This is a genomic window from Listeria valentina (assembly GCF_011800755.1).
Classification (GTDB): domain Bacteria; phylum Bacillota; class Bacilli; order Lactobacillales; family Listeriaceae; genus Listeria; species Listeria valentina.
Genome location: NZ_JAATJW010000017.1, coordinates 27,103 through 43,360, shown reverse-complemented (window position 1 = coordinate 43,360; position 16,258 = coordinate 27,103). Strand labels below are relative to the sequence as shown.

General features: G+C 40.1%; 17 protein-coding genes and 1 riboswitch. Of the genes, 15 read left to right on the top strand and 2 right to left on the bottom strand.

The genetic code is table 11. The annotated features are described in order from the left end of the window. The 7 genes from HCK02_RS06210 to HCK02_RS06185 form a co-directional block, all read left to right on the top strand. Positions 1-1,637, top strand: a 1,637-nt coding sequence (locus HCK02_RS06210) for an ABC transporter ATP-binding protein (protein ID WP_167629226.1), incomplete at its 5' end; no start/stop codon positions are given. A 9-nt stretch (positions 1,638-1,646) separates the two neighbouring features. Next, complete coding sequence (locus tag HCK02_RS06205; protein ID WP_167629225.1) at positions 1,647-2,312, top strand: efflux RND transporter periplasmic adaptor subunit; 666 nt, start codon at positions 1,647-1,649, stop codon at positions 2,310-2,312. Between the two features lie 18 nt (positions 2,313-2,330). Further along, positions 2,331-3,011 (top strand): ABC transporter ATP-binding protein, encoded by a 681-nt coding sequence (locus HCK02_RS06200; RefSeq protein WP_167629224.1) that lies wholly within the window; start codon positions 2,331-2,333, stop codon positions 3,009-3,011. Continuing rightward, entirely contained in the window at positions 3,005-4,192 is a 1,188-nt protein-coding gene (locus HCK02_RS06195) for an ABC transporter permease (RefSeq protein ID WP_167629223.1), read from the top strand. Before HCK02_RS06200 ends, HCK02_RS06195 begins: the two co-directional genes overlap by 7 nt. 257 nt (positions 4,193-4,449) lie before the next feature. Further along, complete coding sequence (locus tag HCK02_RS06190) at positions 4,450-5,001, top strand: Crp/Fnr family transcriptional regulator (protein WP_246215539.1); 552 nt, start codon at positions 4,450-4,452, stop codon at positions 4,999-5,001. After that, the gene (locus HCK02_RS14195) at positions 4,994-5,122 is read left to right on the top strand and encodes a hypothetical protein (protein WP_281348873.1); all 129 of its coding nucleotides are present in this window, start codon (positions 4,994-4,996) and stop codon (positions 5,120-5,122) included. Before HCK02_RS06190 ends, HCK02_RS14195 begins: the two co-directional genes overlap by 8 nt. Positions 5,123-5,278: 156 nt before the next feature. After that, the gene (locus HCK02_RS06185; RefSeq protein WP_167629222.1) at positions 5,279-5,761 is read left to right on the top strand and encodes a hypothetical protein; all 483 of its coding nucleotides are present in this window, start codon (positions 5,279-5,281) and stop codon (positions 5,759-5,761) included. Positions 5,762-5,807: 46 nt separating this feature from the next. On the opposite strand, the gene HCK02_RS06180 is transcribed toward HCK02_RS06185, so the two are convergent. Beyond that, positions 5,808-6,248, bottom strand: coding sequence for a GNAT family N-acetyltransferase (locus tag HCK02_RS06180; protein WP_208970448.1), 441 nt, complete (start codon positions 6,246-6,248; stop codon positions 5,808-5,810). Positions 6,249-6,429: 181 nt separating this feature from the next. Between HCK02_RS06180 and ychF the strand changes: the two genes are divergently transcribed. Next, the gene (ychF, locus tag HCK02_RS06175; protein ID WP_167629221.1) at positions 6,430-7,530 is read left to right on the top strand and encodes a redox-regulated ATPase YchF; all 1,101 of its coding nucleotides are present in this window, start codon (positions 6,430-6,432) and stop codon (positions 7,528-7,530) included. A gap of 57 nt (positions 7,531-7,587) precedes the next feature. On the opposite strand, the gene gshAB is transcribed toward ychF, so the two are convergent. Next, complete coding sequence (gshAB, locus tag HCK02_RS06170) at positions 7,588-9,927, bottom strand: bifunctional glutamate--cysteine ligase GshA/glutathione synthetase GshB (RefSeq protein WP_167629220.1); 2,340 nt, start codon at positions 9,925-9,927, stop codon at positions 7,588-7,590. Between the two features lie 224 nt (positions 9,928-10,151). Between gshAB and HCK02_RS06165 the strand changes: the two genes are divergently transcribed. The 7 genes from HCK02_RS06165 (at position 10,152) to HCK02_RS06135 (ending at position 16,049) form a co-directional block, all read left to right on the top strand. Further along, a complete protein-coding gene (locus HCK02_RS06165) occupies positions 10,152-10,814 on the top strand; it encodes a DUF1129 domain-containing protein (RefSeq protein ID WP_167629219.1) in 663 nt (220 codons plus the stop codon). Positions 10,815-11,135: 321 nt separating this feature from the next. Beyond that, the gene (locus tag HCK02_RS06160) at positions 11,136-11,879 is read left to right on the top strand and encodes a (Fe-S)-binding protein (RefSeq protein ID WP_115753522.1); all 744 of its coding nucleotides are present in this window, start codon (positions 11,136-11,138) and stop codon (positions 11,877-11,879) included. 14 nt (positions 11,880-11,893) lie between these two features. Then, the gene (locus HCK02_RS06155; protein WP_167629218.1) at positions 11,894-13,369 is read left to right on the top strand and encodes a LutB/LldF family L-lactate oxidation iron-sulfur protein; all 1,476 of its coding nucleotides are present in this window, start codon (positions 11,894-11,896) and stop codon (positions 13,367-13,369) included. After that, positions 13,362-14,072, top strand: coding sequence for a LutC/YkgG family protein (locus HCK02_RS06150; protein WP_167629217.1), 711 nt, complete (start codon positions 13,362-13,364; stop codon positions 14,070-14,072). The genes HCK02_RS06155 and HCK02_RS06150 overlap by 8 nt, the downstream gene beginning before the upstream one ends. Before the next feature lie 132 nt (positions 14,073-14,204). Beyond that, positions 14,205-14,666: a hypothetical protein gene (locus HCK02_RS06145; protein WP_167629216.1), complete on the top strand. Its 462-nt coding sequence runs from the start codon at positions 14,205-14,207 to the stop codon at positions 14,664-14,666. Continuing rightward, positions 14,654-14,824, top strand: coding sequence for a hypothetical protein (locus HCK02_RS06140; RefSeq protein WP_167629215.1), 171 nt, complete (start codon positions 14,654-14,656; stop codon positions 14,822-14,824). Before HCK02_RS06145 ends, HCK02_RS06140 begins: the two co-directional genes overlap by 13 nt. 85 nt (positions 14,825-14,909) lie before the next feature. Then, positions 14,910-16,049 carry a globin domain-containing protein gene (locus HCK02_RS06135; protein WP_167629214.1) on the top strand — a complete coding sequence of 380 codons (1,140 nt, stop codon included), beginning with the start codon at positions 14,910-14,912 and terminating at the stop codon, positions 16,047-16,049. A gap of 60 nt (positions 16,050-16,109) precedes the next feature. After that, a riboswitch (TPP riboswitch) is annotated at positions 16,110-16,214 on the top strand. The last annotated feature ends 44 nt before the right edge of the window (positions 16,215-16,258 follow it).

Genomic DNA, 16,258 nt, shown 5'->3' with positions numbered 1-16,258 from the left:
CAACAGTTGTTGCGCTAGCGGTACCACTTTTTGCTAAAAATTTTATTGACGGTTTTATGGGAAAGAATTTTGATTATAGTATTGTCTTCTACTTGATAATTTTGTTTGCCGTTCAAGTTGTCTTGAGTGGTTTTGCTATTTATTTGTTAAATTTAATAGGATTGAAATTAGTATTTGCGATCAGAGATAAATTATGGAGTAAAATTTTGTACTTACCAATTCGTTATTTTGACAATACCAACTCTGGCGAATTTGTCAGCAGAATGATAAACGACACGGGGCTTATTAAAACGCTTGTTTCAGATCAATTCCCGCAAATTATTAATGGAATTATTTCGTTGGTCGGAATTGTCGCAATTTTACTTGTTATGGATGCGAAATTGACAGTGATACTATTTATCGCAATTCCAGTATTAATCTTGTTTGTTGCCCCGCTAGGGAAGAAATTATTTGTCATTTCAAAGGGCTTGCAAACGGAAACAGCAGCATTTAGTTCGAAAATTTCGCAGGTTGTAAGTAATGTTCGGTTAGTGAAAGCAACTACTTCTGAGCATGTAGAAGTAAAAAATGGACACGATGATCTTATGAAACTATTTCAGTTTGGTAATAGAGAAGCTAAGATTAATGCTATTATCAGTCCAATAACCGTTTTTGTTGTTATGGGAATTATAATCGGAATTATTATTTATGGTGGTATTCGTGTCAACGCTGGAACACTAACAATCGGAACGCTGATTGCCTTCTTAATATATGTTTTTCAACTTTTATCTCCAATTACATCATTTGTGACCTTTTTTTCGCAGCTTCAAAAAGCTAAGGGAGCTACAGAGAGAATCAATGAAATTCTCGACGAAAATTCTGAAAATCTGAAACTTGGAACGAACGTGTCACTTTCAGATAAGCATATCTATGCTAAGAATCTCACTTTTTCTTATGACGAAAAGAACATTGTTATTGATGACCTTTCCTTTGAAAGCAGTCCTGGTGAAATGATCGCCTTTGTCGGACCAAGCGGTGCAGGAAAATCAACTATCTTTTCATTACTAGAGCGTTTTTATCACCCAATCAGCGGAGATATCTTCGTTGGGGAAGACTCAATGAAAAATATTTCGTTAGAATCATGGCGTTCGCAATTCAGCTATGTGTTACAAGATAATTTGTTGCTTTCTGGTACAATTCGAGAAAATCTAGTTTACGGATTGAAACATGATGTAACGGATGAAGATTTATGGGAAGCGCTGAGACTTGCTTATGCAGATAGTTTTGTAGCTGAACTGCCTGAAAAACTTGATGCTGAAGTTGGTGAAAACGGGGTAAAACTTTCCGGTGGACAAAAACAACGGATTACAATTGCAAGAGCATTTTTAAGTAAAGCGCAAATTTTACTTTTAGATGAAGCGACAGCAAGTTTGGACGTAAGAACTGAACAATATGTACAAAAATCATTGCTGAATTTGATGAAACATAAAACGATTTTTGTCATTGCTCACCGTATTGATACAATCAAGCACTCAGATAAAATTATTTTCGTCGACAAAGGACGTATAACAGGTCAGGGTACGCATGAGGAATTGATTCGCACACATGAACTATATGCATCATTTATCCAAACACAAGTAATTAATGACGAAAACTAAGGAGAGAGTATGAAGAAAAAAATATTTTGGACAATTGGTATTGTGTTGGTTGTTCTCGTAGTTATTGTGATTATTGCTGCCTTTAATACCGACACAGCAACGGATGCAAACCAAGGAGACGATGTAACAACCAAGGTAAAAGAAAGTACAGTTGAAGTAAAAGCGAATGGCGCTGGAACAATTGTCCCGAAAAACCAGCAATTTCCAGATTATGCTGATTTAGAACTGAATTTGCAGATTGATGAGATGGATATTGCAGAGGTTAAGGAGGGGCAGGAAGTAACTGTAGATGTTACAGCTTACCCAGATCGCACATTTACAGGAAAAGTTGAATCTATCTCTGAAAAAGGAACAGTGGAAAGCAACGTTGCAGTTTTCACTGTAATGGTTGAATTAAATGATGCGAAAGATCTAAAAGCAGGAATGACTGTTTCGGGCTCAATTCTTGTAAACAAAAAAGAGCATGTCCTAAATATTCCGATTGAAGCCGTTCAGAAAAATAGTAAAGATGAGTATTATGTGTTGGTGGCTAAAAAAGATAAAAACAACCAAACGAAAAAAACAAGGCAAGTCATTGAAACAGGTATACGCAATGACAACATTATCGAAGTGAAAAAAGGCTTGCAAAAAGGCGAAGAAATATTTTTACCTTCGACGTCTACAAGTTCCAAGTGATCGAGGGGGTAAACCGTTATGTTAATTGATTTAAAGCATATTTCCAAGTCGTATCAAATGGGAAACGAAACTTTGCGAGTATTAGACGATATTACCTTTAGCGTAGAAAAAGGAGAATTTTTGACGATTACTGGGCAGTCAGGTTCGGGTAAATCTACTCTTTTGAATATTATTGGTTGTTTAGATCTTCCAGACGAAGGAGATTACTACCTCTCAGATGAAAAACTTTTAGGGATGAGCGACAACAAACTAGCGGCAGTTCGTAATCAACAGCTCGGGTTTATTTTTCAGCAATTCAACTTGCTACCCAATTTATCCGTACTAGAAAATGTAGAGCTTCCGCTTATTTACCGTGGAACATCACGTTCAGTGAGAATAGAAAAAGCCAGTCACGTTATTGAACAAGTAGGGCTGGCAGACAAAATACATCATAAACCCAATCAATTATCTGGAGGACAACAGCAACGAGTGGCAATTGCGAGGGCTTTAGTGGGTTCTCCGTCTATTTTGCTGGCAGATGAGCCAACAGGTTCCTTAGATTCGAAAAATGGATGGGAAGTTTTAAAAATGCTTCAAAGAATTAACCAAGAAGGCAGGACAATTATTATGATCACACATGATAAAGAAATTGCTGAGGAAGGTTCACGGATGCTTAAAATGCATGACGGCAAGTTAGTACAGGAGGGAAGCATATGCTGATTTTTCAAAGCTTGCAAATGGCTTTAAAACAAATTTTTGCTAGGAAAATGCGCTCCTTTCTAACAATGCTTGGCATTATCATAGGTGTAGCTTCAGTTATTTTGCTCGTTTCGCTTGGGAAAAGCGTTAGTTATGGTGTGAATCAACAACTTGGAGATCTCGGTTCGAATCTGATCACCGTTTATAATAATTCGACAAGTAAAACGAATCAGCTTGATTTACAGGAAGTCATGGAATATAAAGATATTGAGGGTGTTTCCCATATTGCTCCTGAAATTGATGGAAGTGCAAACGTGCTGACCGATCAAGGGGGTAAGGCATTTAGTATCGTTGGGACGAACGAGCAGTTTAAACAAGTTCACGGATCTAAGATAGCTAAAGGTCGGTTTTTATCCCCTGTGGACGTCGATAATAATCAAAAAATTGCTATAATCGGTCATGAAGTCGCGACTGAGCTATTTGGCTTTGGCAATCCTGTTAACCAAACAATCAAATTAAACGGGTTGAACTATAAGATTGTCGGAGTTCTTAAAAAGAGCGGTGAATCGCTCTTAGGGTCGACCGATAAGCAAATAATTCTACCAATTACATCAGCTGAGCGCTTGCTTAAAAATCAAAAGATTAACTCAGTGTATGTACAAGCTAGCTCCGCAGATAAGGTTAATTTTGTTATTAGTATTTTGAAAAGCCGTTTATCACTGAAATTTGAAAATGAAACGAAAGATAGCGATAATCCAGTCTTTCAAATTGTAAATCAAAAAGAAGTGCTTGATACGTTTGATACGGTTAATGCTCTGCTTACCAATACCTTAGGTGCAATTGCGGCAATTTCGTTGATTGTCGGTGGTATTGGAATTATGAACATTATGCTTGTTTCTGTACAGGAACGAACGAAAGAAATTGGTATTCGAAAAGCTTTAGGTGCTAAGCGGAGTACCATTCTTATTCAATTTTTAATTGAGTCGGCCGTCATTAGCGTGACAGGAGGGATTATTGGGATCGTTATTGGGAGCCTAGGTTTCATGTTATTTAGTGCTGTTGCCGATGTACCACCTGGAGTCAGTGTTGGAGTCGTTGCTTTCTCATTCTTTTTTGCACTTGTCGTAGGCATTGTATTTGGGATATCGCCTGCTAATAAAGCAGCGAAATGTAAACCAGTAGATGCTTTAGCCTCTATGTGATAATTGCAATTTCAATCTAGGATAGAGGAAAATCAATGTCGAAATTATATAATAATTATGGCGCATCTAAATGCGAATTTTCTAAAAACGATGAAATTTAGTTGTTAAAACGTAAATAATGTGAAGAAAATGTGAATAAATATAAAAAAACAAAGCCTTTTTCCCGAAAAATATAGCAAATTAACAATAAATTATTTGCTACTATTAGTAATATCAAGAAAAGAAAGGAATCTATTTAGTTGGGGATGAGGCATGAGATGAAATTTTTTGAATTGCAAGCTTTATTAGAAAAAGATGATGTTATTATTGATTACATTTTAGTGAAATGTCAGCATACGATAAGGTATATCAAAAAACATCAACGAATTAAATTTAAGGAAAACAGGTTATATATCCAAAAAACGGGCTATTTTCAAATGAGCTATATGGAAAATAAAGAAATGACAAAACTCTCTTTTGAAAACACAGTTTGGATAGGTCAGTTTTATACGGGGAAGGCAAACTTAATTGTAGAAGCATTAACGGATGCTACATTGATTGTGCTTGATATTGATGAAGTTTTTGATATCCTTGATAAGGATAATTTATTATCACATTTGTCATTTCTTCTTCTCGAACAATTCAGAGAAGAAATTGATATGTTTGAAGTCCAATTTCAATTCCGTCCTAAGGAGAGAGTCGCTCGATTTATTAAGTTTGTCAGTGACAAGATGGATCTAACAGCAGAGAATACAAAAAGAACTTCCGAGATTCTTTTCCATGGACTTTATTGCGTCTTGCTGTTGTTGCTCACGAAAAATTGTGTCTAAAGCTTTAAATGAACTTGCTGAAGAAGATGCTATCAACTTTTCAAGCAAGCCGTGGATTGTAAAGGATGCTGAAAAATTGGAAAAATATGCATTAGATGTTCCTATTGCAGCGAATGGTTGAAATCGTCTGGGGGATCAAGGTATAAAATAGGAGTTATTGAGAAGTTCAAATAGTTAGGTGTATAGCTTGGTCATAATTTTATTTCTGATAGCCGTTTTACGTAGACGGATAAGCGTAGTCTAAAATGAAGAACAGACAATCGAATGGGGATGGAAAATGAAAAAGAAAGTATTCCATACAGCCGCGGTGTTTGGTCTGGTCAGTATGAGCTTACTAACTAGCTGTGGCGAGGAAAGCTCTTCAAAAAAATCAGTTAAAGAAGAGGAACAGATAATGAAAAAAGAAAAACCTGCGGAACAAAATGTGGCGGATCAAACTGATAAGAAAGTCAGCCAAATTAAGCAAATGCTTGAACAAGGTTTGCAAGGTGGTGCTAACATTGAATATGATTCTGCTAAAAAACAATTCAATGTTATAATGACGGACAGTAGATTAACGGACTCATTAAACAACATCAAGGAAGACCCAACAAATGAAAAATGGCCGAAGCTAATCAAAGCATTTCAGAAATTATCCAAGCAGATTAAGTCAGGGTTGGATTCTGGATATACTATCCGCTTGTCAGATCCGGCAGATGAAGCTAAGACTATGCTAACCATACTAGATGGTAAAGTAACCTATGATTTTTCCACAAAGTGAAGAAAAACTAAGCAACCGCCTTGAAAAAACGTGGTTGCTTAGTTTTTTATAGTTTCCGCGTATACAAATAATGGGGCATTTCGATGCCATAATAAAACTTGATATAAGCTTTAGTTCGCTCCATCTGATTGTTTTCGGCAACGCGAATGGACGCTGCATTGGTTGTTTTGATTGTCGCATGGATTTCTGGCGCATGAAGTTTGTCTTGGGCATATTGAACGATTGCAGCCGTTATTTCACGGGCGTAGCCTTTATGCCAATAAATTTTTTTAAGCAAATACCCCAGTTCTAGCACCGTTTCGTTTTCGACTTCTTGGTAGGTGATCCCAGCGTTTCCGATAAATTGATCGTTTTCTTTTAAGTAAATGCCCCAAAGTCCAAAACCAAGCTCGCGGTAGCGACGGAGGTTGTTTTCGAGCCAGCTACGTACGTCGGCATCCGAAAAATCATGCTCATAAGCATACATCACTTCTGGGTCTTGAAGCATGGAGGTCGGCTTGAGTCATTTCGTTTGCGTATAAGCGTTCAGTTTCAAGTATCATTTGAGTTCCTCCTTGTGGCTTAGATACGATCATTATAGCAGAATTTGGGTGGTTTTTTGCGAGAAAAACCTTTATAATAGTTCTTAGTGATTTGAAACGATTAAAGTGAAAAGGAGTTATTATAAAATGGCATTGACAGCTGGTATTGTCGGACTTCCGAATGTTGGGAAATCAACACTTTTTAATGCAATTACAAAAGCTGGAGCGGAGGCTGCAAACTATCCGTTCGCAACGATTGATCCCAATGTTGGCATTGTTGAGGTTCCAGACAATCGTTTGAATAAATTAACTGAACTCGTGAGCCCGAAAAAAACGGTGCCAACGACTTTTGAATTTACGGATATTGCCGGGATCGTAAAAGGGGCAAGTAAAGGTGAAGGACTTGGAAACAAATTTTTGTCGCATATTCGCCAAGTGGATGCGATTTGTCATGTGACGCGTTGCTTTGAAGATGAGAACATCACGCACGTGGAAGGGCGTGTGGATCCGCTCGATGATATCGCGACAATCAATTTAGAGCTGATTTTAGCGGACCTTGAAAGCGTTGAAAAACGTATCGGCCGTGTGGAAAAAATGGCGAAACAAAAAGACAAGGAAGCGGTAGCTGAGTTTAACGTTTTGACGAAGCTTAAAGAAGGCTTTTTAAATGACAAGCCGGCTCGGGCGCTTGAATTTAATGAAGAAGAGTCCAGGATCGTCCGCAATTTATTCTTGCTAACCAATAAACCGGTTCTTTATGTAGCGAATGTGAGCGAGGAAGATGTCGCTGATCCTGACAGCAATAAGTACGTGCAACAAGTGAAAGAGCTTGCGGCTGAAGAGGGGTCTGAAGTTATCGTAGTTTGTGCACGCGCGGAAGAAGAAATTGCTGAGCTAGAAGATGCGGATAAAGCTGAATTTCTTGAAGCGCTTGGCATTGAGGAATCGGGTCTTGATAAATTGATTCGTTCGGCTTATTCACTGCTTGGACTGGCAACTTACTTTACTGCTGGAGTTCAAGAAGTACGCGCTTGGACGTTTCGGAAGGGTATGAAAGCGCCTGAATGTGCCGGAATCATTCATACAGATTTCGAACGCGGCTTCATTCGTGCAGAAGTGGTTTCTTATGGTGATCTTGTGGAATATGGCTCGGAACATGCAGCCAAAGAAGCAGGGAAAGTTCGCCTAGAAGGAAAAGAATATGTGATGAAAGATGGGGATGTTGTTCATTTCCGCTTTAACGTTTAATTGTTTCACGTGAAACATTAAAAAGCCCACGCTTCAATTTGAAGCGCGGGCTTTTTGTTATTCATTGAATAGGTAATCAATAATTGTGTCGCCAATCATGCGACGCTTTCCTTCATAAGGGAAGGTGTGCATTTGAATTGCTGGATTAAAGTTGAGCTCAATAATCGCTGCTTTTTCATAATCAGTTGGATTTGGTGGCACAATGATGTCAACGCCGCAGAACTTGGCATCAGCTACTTTAGCTGCTTTTATCGCCATGCCTTTGTAATAGCTATCCATTTCATCCGTCACATCAATGCTATCTCCACCAGTGCTGATGTTCGAATTCTCGCGTAGATAAACAACTCTGTCTCGCTCAGGAATGCTATCCCAGTCTAAATGGTGTAAGCTAAGCATCAATGTTTCTTCAGGGCCTTTTAAGATTTTTTCAAGCGGCTTCAAGTGTTCTGTACCGCGAAGGGGATCATCATTTTTTTCGTCAACGAGTTCCGCGATCGTATGGACACCATCACCGATAACGTTTGCTGGAACCCGCTGTAAGACAGCTTCAATTTGATCGCCAATAACAAGGAAGCGATATTCATCTCCAGGAATGAATTCTTCAATAATGACAGATTCGTCATAGCTAAATGCAATTTTAAGTGCTTCATGGAACACATCTTGGTTAAAGTCGTCTTTAAAGATGCTAATTCCAAGACCATAGTTCGTTGATTTCGGCTTGACAACAATTTGTTTCCCCTTGAAGTGCGCGTAGCTTTCGAGTGCAACTTCAATGTCCGTAAAGTTTTCCCCAAATGGCACGCGGATACCGTTTTCAGCTAGGATTTTTTTCGTTACGACTTTGTTTTCCATTAGCAAAACGGAAATATAATTATCACGCGATGTTTTCGTCGCTTGTTTTACCAGTTCCGTGTGATCTTTTTTGGATAGTCGCAAAAAGTTTTCAGCGTGATCGAGAATTTCCACGCTAACGCCTTTTTTCCAAGCGGCTTTCCATACAATCTGTGTTGAAAGTTCTAAATCTTCCGCTCCAATGAAACGGTAAGCTTCTAGGTCAGCTTGCGCGAATGAATCATGCGCCACATCAAGATGGTAACTGAGGTAGCCACGTTGCTTGATATTTGTCACGACTTGAGCTGCAATGGTTTTTTCGGCGTACAGCAAGCGATCTTTTTGTTTGGCTAGCACATTACGAAGTACTTTGTTTTTCGGTGCAAGCAAATCCAAAATTTGTTCGATTTTATCAAGTTCAGCCATGCCAGCTTCAACGAACGGCACGCGTTTTCCAGAACAGTCTGTGAGCATTGGATGTGAAAGGCCAAATAAAGCCGTGATTTCTTCGTTGCGGTCGGCAACTTCTTGATTGTTTGGACAAAGCTCCATATCTTCAGATAAAAGTCCCGTGAGTAAGAAGAGTTGCAAGAAATGCAAGGTTTCCTTCGCAATGCCAACTTCTTCAAGCGGATCAAGGTCGATTGACCGAATTTCTAGATACTCTACGCCTTTTTCAGCCAAGCCATCTAGAGATTGGTCAGTGTGGCTGTTTTTTAAGCGAATCGGGTTATAAAATTCACGCATGCTATTGATTTCGCCTGCTTCAATATGTTCGCGAATCGTTGTGATGTACCCATCAAAGGTATCATAATTGATGTGCAGCGACTCCCTGTTCTTGTAACCAGAAGAACTGTTACGAAGTGAAATTCCTTCTTTGATAAGCCGTGCCCCTTCGTTAGCGGGTTCTTCACTTGCGATTTTTGTGAAACCTTCCATGTAAGCGGGGCCAGCTCCGGTCAAATAAACGAGCAACCAACGATTTTTCATGAAATATTTAGCAGTTTTTAAGTAAATGCGATTTTTAAAATCTTGGTAACTCTCTTTTTCTGTGCGGAAAACGTCAAAAAGTTCCTTTAAAAGCGTATCTGAAAAGGAAAAATTGAAGTGGGTGCCACTTAAAAGCTGGACTTTTTTTCCGTATTCTTTTGCTAAATGTTCACGGTATTGTCTGCTTGGACTATTTGCGCCGTCGTCGTAAACCGCGATTGGGATTTTTTCTTCTTCTGGAATCAGCGGTGGGTTGCTGTTTGGCCAAAGCAGCTCGTCGTTTTCGAGTGCTAGTGTAACAATATGATGTAAGTTGGAGACGGCTTCATAAACCTCTTCAACGGAATCGCAAACAGGCGTGATCATTTCAATTTGACTTTCGGAAAAGTCGGTTTTAATCAGTGGGTTATCTTCTTTTTTTCCAAAAACGGCCGGGTGAGGCGTTAAGGCTAATTGACCGCTAGGTGTGACACGCAAATTTTCTTTTTCTAGTCCGAAGTGACCGGAAAATACTTGCTTTGTGAGTTTAGGGTCATCTTGAAGATAAGCTAACAATGGTTGATCTAGGTTAATCATGTTTTCACCTCAGGCGAGAATTTTTTCACCCTTATCTTACAACAAAGCGACCACCTAAGTATATTAATTGGTTTGTGAAAAAAGATAAACAGGCTTTTCCCTTAACTAGGAGTCGCTTGCGTAAAAGAATATCAGGTTTTTTCAAAAAGTTAGTCAGCTATCGCTATTTTTGCTTTTTTTCTGTATAATGGTTGTTATCAAGCTAAGTGGGAGGAATTGTTTTCGTGACGACAGAAACTGAAACAAGCAAACCTTCTTTGGAAGAGCAAAAAAGCGCCTTGACAAAGAAAAATTTGCAATATGTTCAAGAAGTTGAAAAACACTTAAAAACGACGGATTACGAGGAAGCGCAACGCAATGAAATTGTTCGGGAGATGGTCGAGAAAATCTTAGAACAACAAAAACAAGGCGTTACAGCGCGAAAACTGTTTGATTTAACACCGACTGAATATGTCACTTCGCTTACCGTGAAAGCTGAACGTTCACCGGGAGAACCTACGACTGGAAAAGGTTGGCTGTTCCTTGATGGGGCTTTGCTCGTTCTTGGAGCAATGATGTTGATTTCTGGAATTAGTGCCTTCTTCCAAGGGCAAACTTTAGGTATTGCCGTGCTCGTAGTTACGGGAATCGTCGGCGGTTTTGCTATGATTATTTTGCGCAAATACTCAGCTGAGATGCGAACAGGTAAAAAAGGAAGTACATTGCGGTATATTTTAATGGCTGTGTTAGTTGTTGCAGTTTGGATGTTTGTAATGACGGTTGTTCAGCTTGTTATTCCGCCAGCTATCAATGTGGCACTTGATCCAACCCTTACAACAATTATTGGGGTTGTTATTCTAGCACTTCGTTGGTATATCAAACGCCAAAAAAATATTCCATCCTTATAAAACAAAAAGTGGTTACTTTCAAGTTGAAAACTTGGGAATAACCACTTTTTTTATTTCCCAGGAAATAGTTTAAGGGAATTCCATTTTCTTGGATTTACTCGAGCATTCTCCTGAGAATTAGTTTATAATGATTACAAAGAAAAGAGGTGCTGGAAGATGGAACAAGTCGTGAAGGATACGTTAAATCTTGGTTTGTTGGGCACAAACTGGACGACTCATTTTTTTGCAAGTAAGTCCATTCGCGGAGCGTAAATTTTTTCCTAGGATAAAGATTGGTGCAGTCAGCTCTGAATAGGTAAGAAAGTGATGGAGGCGTATAAAATGAAAGTCAGTATTTTTTCAACATGTTTAGTGGATATGATGTTTCCGAATGTTGGAATTGCGATGGTGGAATGTCTGGAACGTCTTGGTGTTGAAACAGATTTTCCAGAATCACAAGTTTGCTGTGGCCAGCCGACTTATAATAGCGGCTACATGGAAGATACGAAAGCAACTTTGCGAAATCAATTGAAGGCTTTTAAGGATTCGGAATATATCGTTGGACCTTCTGGTTCTTGCGTGGGGATGATGCGAGAATATAAGGAAATTTTTAAGGATGATCCAGAACTTGCTGAGGCGGCGCGTGAACTTAGTGAAAAGACCTATGAGTTTTCTCAATTTATTTACCGCGTACTTGGCGTGACGGATGTCGGAGCGGAATTAAATGGAAAAGCAACTTACCATCGTTCTTGCCATATGACACGAATTTTAGGCGAGCGTGAAGCGCCTTTTGAACTGCTTGATAAAGTGAAGGGACTTGAAATGGTGCCACTACCACACGTGGAAAACTGCTGTGGCTTTGGTGGAACTTTCTCAGTTAAAATGCCGGAGATCTCGGAGCAAATGGTTTCGGAGAAAGTACAAGACGTGATCGATACGGAAGCGGAAATTTTAATCAGTGCAGATATGGGCTGTTTGATGAATATTGGTGGTAAATTTAACCGGTTAGGAAAAGAAATCAAGATTATGCACATTGCCGAAGTATTGAATCAAGTTCAAGATAAGTCGAAGCTAAGCGCGGTATAGGAGAGTGAATGAAAATGGCTTTATCAACGAGTGAAAAAGATTTTAAAACGCGAATTGAAGATAGTATGAATGATACGTTTATGCGCAAGGCCGTTGCTAAATCACAGGACGACCAGTGGGTGAAGCGCGAAACGTCACGGAAGGAACTAGGAAACTGGGAAGAGTGGCGCGAAGTAGGCGAACAAATTCGTCAGCACACATTGACGCACTTGGATTATTATTTGGAACAGTTTGCAGAAAACGTGACGAAAAAAGGCGGGAAAGTCTTTTTTGCAAGAACGGAAAAGGAAGCGACAGACTATGTGGAAGAGGTTGTCCGTGCCAAGCAAGCGAAGAAAATTGTGAAGTCGAAATCAATGGTGACAACGGAAATTGATTTGGATCAAGTATTGCTTGGAATTGACGGCGTTTCTGTGATGGAAACGGACCTTGCAGAATTTATTTTACAGATGGACGACTGGGATGAGCCTTCGCACATTGTTTTTCCGGATATACATAAAAACCGGGAGCAAATTCGAGAAGTCTTTGCTGAAAAATTGAATTACACTGGGGATAATGAGCCGAAGCACATGGCTCGCTTTGCGAGACAGGTGCTGCGCGAGTTTTTCCTTGAAGCGGACATCGGGATTACGGGTTGTAACTTTGCAGTTGCCAATAGCGGCATGGTGAACCTGGTGACGAATGAAGGAAATACTGATCTTTGTGAAAGTATTCCTGATACGCAAATTGTTTTGATGGGGATGGAGCGGATTGTTCCAACGATGGCGGATGCGGAAGTGATGGACAACTTGCTTTCGAGAAGTGCTGTTGGGCAGAGTTTGACGAGTTATATTACGTTTTCAGGACCCAAACTGAGCGAGGAAGCGGACGGTCCAGAAGATTTTCACGTCGTGATTCTCGATAATGCGCGCTCTAATACACTGGGAACGGAATTCCAATCAGTTTTGCAATGCATCCGTTGCGGTTCTTGCTTAAATGTTTGTCCGGTTTATCGTGCGATCGGTGGGCATGGTTACGGCTCGATTTATCCGGGACCAATTGGTGCGGTTCTTTCGCCTGTGCTCGGCGGTTATGAGCAATTTGGCGAACTTCCTTATGCGTCAAGTCTTTGTGGCGCTTGTACGGAAACTTGTCCGGTTAAAATCCCGCTACACGAGCTTTTAATTGCGCATCGCCGAGTGATGACGGATGAGCTTAAAATGAAACATGGCTTTGAAAATACGCAAATGAAGGTAATCGCCAAAGCGACAGCCTCACCGTTTTTATTCAAGCAAGCAATGACATTTGGGCACGCTGGTATGAGCCTGCTTGGTTTACATCACGATGCTAAGATTGATAATATGTATCAATTTGGTGGTTTTGTTTCTGGCGGATTTGGACTTATCAAAGGCTGGACACAGGTGCGTGATTTGCCGCGGCCGCCAAAACCAAAAGACAATTTCCGCAACTGGTATAAAAATCGAGCAAAGAAGGGCGAATCGAATGAGTAATAATCAAGAAAGTTTTTTAAATCATGTTGCAGAGCGACTTGGTCGTGAACGAATTCGCGAGGAAGTTCCGCATCCGACTTACGTTCATGATGTGGTCCACACTACGCTCAGTGGTAAAACGCAAGATGAGTTGCTTGAAATAGCTAAAGCATCCAGCGCCAAGATTCATACGGATTTGGTGGAAACGTCACTTGAAGGGCTATCTGAAACGCTTCAGACGATTTGCCACCAGTTTGGCGATGAGTCTGTTTTGATCGCAGACGATCCGCGTTTTTCTGAATACGGATTAGAAGCGCTTCCTGCTGATAACTGGCCGAATGCGTCGGTGAAAGTTTGGCAAAAAGGCGACGCGAACCGAAAAGAAAACATTGTCGCGGCCAGTGAAGCGAATATCGCAATTGCTTTTGCGGAATTTTTACTTGCAGAAAGTGGCTCGGTGGTCGTTGAATCTAGTCCTGAACAAGGGCGCTCGCTTCACTTTTTACCGGTTCATTATATTGCGGTCATTCCCAAAAGCAAAATTGTACCGCGTTCGACTCAAGCAGCGGAATATTATGACCAAAAAGAAAAAAACGGGGAACAAGTGGGTTCTTCGATTAACTTTATTTCCGGACCGTCTAACTCAGGGGATATTGAAATGCAGCTAGTTGTTGGTGTCCATGGTCCAATTGAAGTTACTTACGTCGTGGTTTTGGACAAGTAAATTTAAAATGAAAATCTAGTCTTGCTAGTTAAACAAATTTGGGTCTTATTTTCTAGAAAAAGAGTTTTTCAAAATGAAGCATAGCAAATAAGCGGATATGAGTGTAAGACTTATGAAGAGTAACGGCAGATCATGCCGCGGCATCAGAGAAATCGGGAGAAACAAAATGAAAAAGCTTGTTGTAGCGCGCTATCCATGCTGATTCTATTTAGTGGTTGCAGTCGTCTGGAAGAAGCAGATAAGGCGGCTTGGGCGATTGTAGACTGCTATATATCAGAAAGATGCGCGGAACTAGAATTGATCTATCGGTTAGCTGATCGACTGATTCAAAAAGAAAACCAAAATGTATTTTTAACAACCATGCAAAATGCTTTACCGGAAGTTTCAGAAGAAAAAATTGCTTCATTGCATCAAAAGCTAAGTACACATTTGAAAAAAGCAACTTCTTATTCGGTACACGTTAAGCGTGACACGGGAAAGGAAGCTGTTGTTGCGATTCGGATCAATTGGATAGCCAGTTGGACCAGAAAGCGGATCAATCGGCTGCTAAGGCTGTTGAAGCTGAAAGTGCAGATAAAGAAATGGGAAAAATAGCTGATGTAGCAAGTTTTGAGTTTCTTGAGCGGATGTTCTTAGAAAGTAAGGCGAAATCGAAAGCTGAAACGGTCACCTTGCGTTTGAAGCGGCATCCGGAAGATGAAGAAAAATGGGAAATACAGGTTGAAGAAACTTTTTTCCAGAATTTATACTAAGCTTTTGGGCTCTGAGGCGTTTTCAGTTGCTGTAAAGACCGACATGTAAGGCAGCGCAGCATGAATTGAATGGAGGAAAACGCAAATGTTAGATGAAAAGACGAAAGAAATCGTGAAAAGTACTATTCCATTTTTACAGGATAAGGGAACAGAAATTACGGGCATTTTTTACCAAAATATGTTTAAAGCGCACCCGGAATTGCTGAATATTTTTAACCAAAATAATCAACGTGAAGGAACGCAATCGAAGGCGCTTGCGAATACGGTTCTCGCCGCTGCGATGAATATTGATGATCTTTCGGCGTTAAAACCCCACGTGATTCAAATCGGGTATAAGCACCGCGCATTACAAGTAAAGCCAGAACATTATCCAATTGTTGGACATCACTTGATTGAAGCGATCGGAATCGTGCTTGGTGATACAGCAACGGACGAAATTATTGATGCATGGACAGCGGCGTATGGCGAAATTGCTCAGGTTTTCATTGATGCTGAAAAAGAAATGTACAAAGAAGAAGCTTGGCACGATTTCAAACCTTTCACAGTAATTTCTGTCGAGAAACCGGTGGATGGCTTTGTCAAAATTGGTTTACAGTCGGACTTCGGAATCGGCAAAGTCATTCCGGGTGAATACATTACTGTTCGAATAAAAAAAGATGGCGAAACTTATTTTTCCAATCGCCATTATTCCATCTATGCGGCCGATGAAACGAAAAATCAAGTTCATATCGCGATTCGGAAGGAAAACAAAGGTATTATCTCGAACTATTTGACGCAAGAAGTTAAACCTGGCGATGAAATTTGTTTAAGTGCGCCAGCGGGTGATTTTTGCTTAGCTGAAAACAGCCAAACGAATGTGCTTATTAGCTCGGGAATCGGCATGACACCCATTTTACCAATGGCAAAGGCTTCACAAGAACAAGGTAAGAAGACTATTTGGATTCAAAATTATCGGCAGTTGGCGGATAATATCTTCGAAAAAGAAGTGGCACCGCTCCGTGATAAGGTAGAAATCATCACGAATGAAACAAGCACAGCAGGCAGGATCAATGCAGAAAAATTGAAAAACTGGCTTGATTTTAGCGAACCGATGGCTTTTTATCTTTGCGGCCGGCCAGAATTTACGATTGGTGTGAAAAATGCTTTGATTGAAGCTGGCGCGAGCGAAGCAGATATCTATTATGAAGTGTTTGATGCGCCGAAAATGGCTACGATTTTCGACTAAGTTACATCTCGGAAGATTGTCGCTTAGGAGAAGCTGTGTTATGATGGGAAAAAGTAAATAATGCAACACTAGGGGGGCCGATTTGCGGCTGAGATAGAAAGAATTCTTTCTGACCCTTTGAACCTGTTTGTTAGTGCAAGCGTAGGGAAGTGGAAAATTTTTAAAAGCAGCGCGCTTTTCTATTTCTTTGTTTGTTTTGCAAATTTGGA

Bases quoted from the DNA above. Each gene is read 5' to 3' on its own strand.
- HCK02_RS06205 (WP_167629225.1), top strand. From the start codon at position 1,647: ATGAAGAAAAAAATATTTTGGACAATTGGTATTGTGTTGGTTGTTCTC.
- HCK02_RS06200 (WP_167629224.1), top strand. From the start codon at position 2,331: ATGTTAATTGATTTAAAGCATATTTCCAAGTCGTATCAAATGGGAAAC.
- HCK02_RS06195 (WP_167629223.1), top strand. From the start codon at position 3,005: ATGCTGATTTTTCAAAGCTTGCAAATGGCTTTAAAACAAATTTTTGCT.
- HCK02_RS06190 (WP_246215539.1), top strand. From the start codon at position 4,450: ATGAAATTTTTTGAATTGCAAGCTTTATTAGAAAAAGATGATGTTATT.
- HCK02_RS06185 (WP_167629222.1), top strand. From the start codon at position 5,279: ATGAAAAAGAAAGTATTCCATACAGCCGCGGTGTTTGGTCTGGTCAGT.
- HCK02_RS06180 (WP_208970448.1), bottom strand. From the start codon at position 6,248: ATGCTTCAAGACCCAGAAGTGATGTATGCTTATGAGCATGATTTTTCG.
- ychF (WP_167629221.1), top strand. From the start codon at position 6,430: ATGGCATTGACAGCTGGTATTGTCGGACTTCCGAATGTTGGGAAATCA.
- gshAB (WP_167629220.1), bottom strand. From the start codon at position 9,927: ATGATTAACCTAGATCAACCATTGTTAGCTTATCTTCAAGATGACCCT.
- HCK02_RS06160 (WP_115753522.1), top strand. From the start codon at position 11,136: ATGAAAGTCAGTATTTTTTCAACATGTTTAGTGGATATGATGTTTCCG.
- HCK02_RS06155 (WP_167629218.1), top strand. From the start codon at position 11,894: ATGGCTTTATCAACGAGTGAAAAAGATTTTAAAACGCGAATTGAAGAT.
- HCK02_RS06150 (WP_167629217.1), top strand. From the start codon at position 13,362: ATGAGTAATAATCAAGAAAGTTTTTTAAATCATGTTGCAGAGCGACTT.
- HCK02_RS06145 (WP_167629216.1), top strand. From the start codon at position 14,205: ATGCCGCGGCATCAGAGAAATCGGGAGAAACAAAATGAAAAAGCTTGT.
- HCK02_RS06140 (WP_167629215.1), top strand. From the start codon at position 14,654: ATGGGAAAAATAGCTGATGTAGCAAGTTTTGAGTTTCTTGAGCGGATG.
- HCK02_RS06135 (WP_167629214.1), top strand. From the start codon at position 14,910: ATGTTAGATGAAAAGACGAAAGAAATCGTGAAAAGTACTATTCCATTT.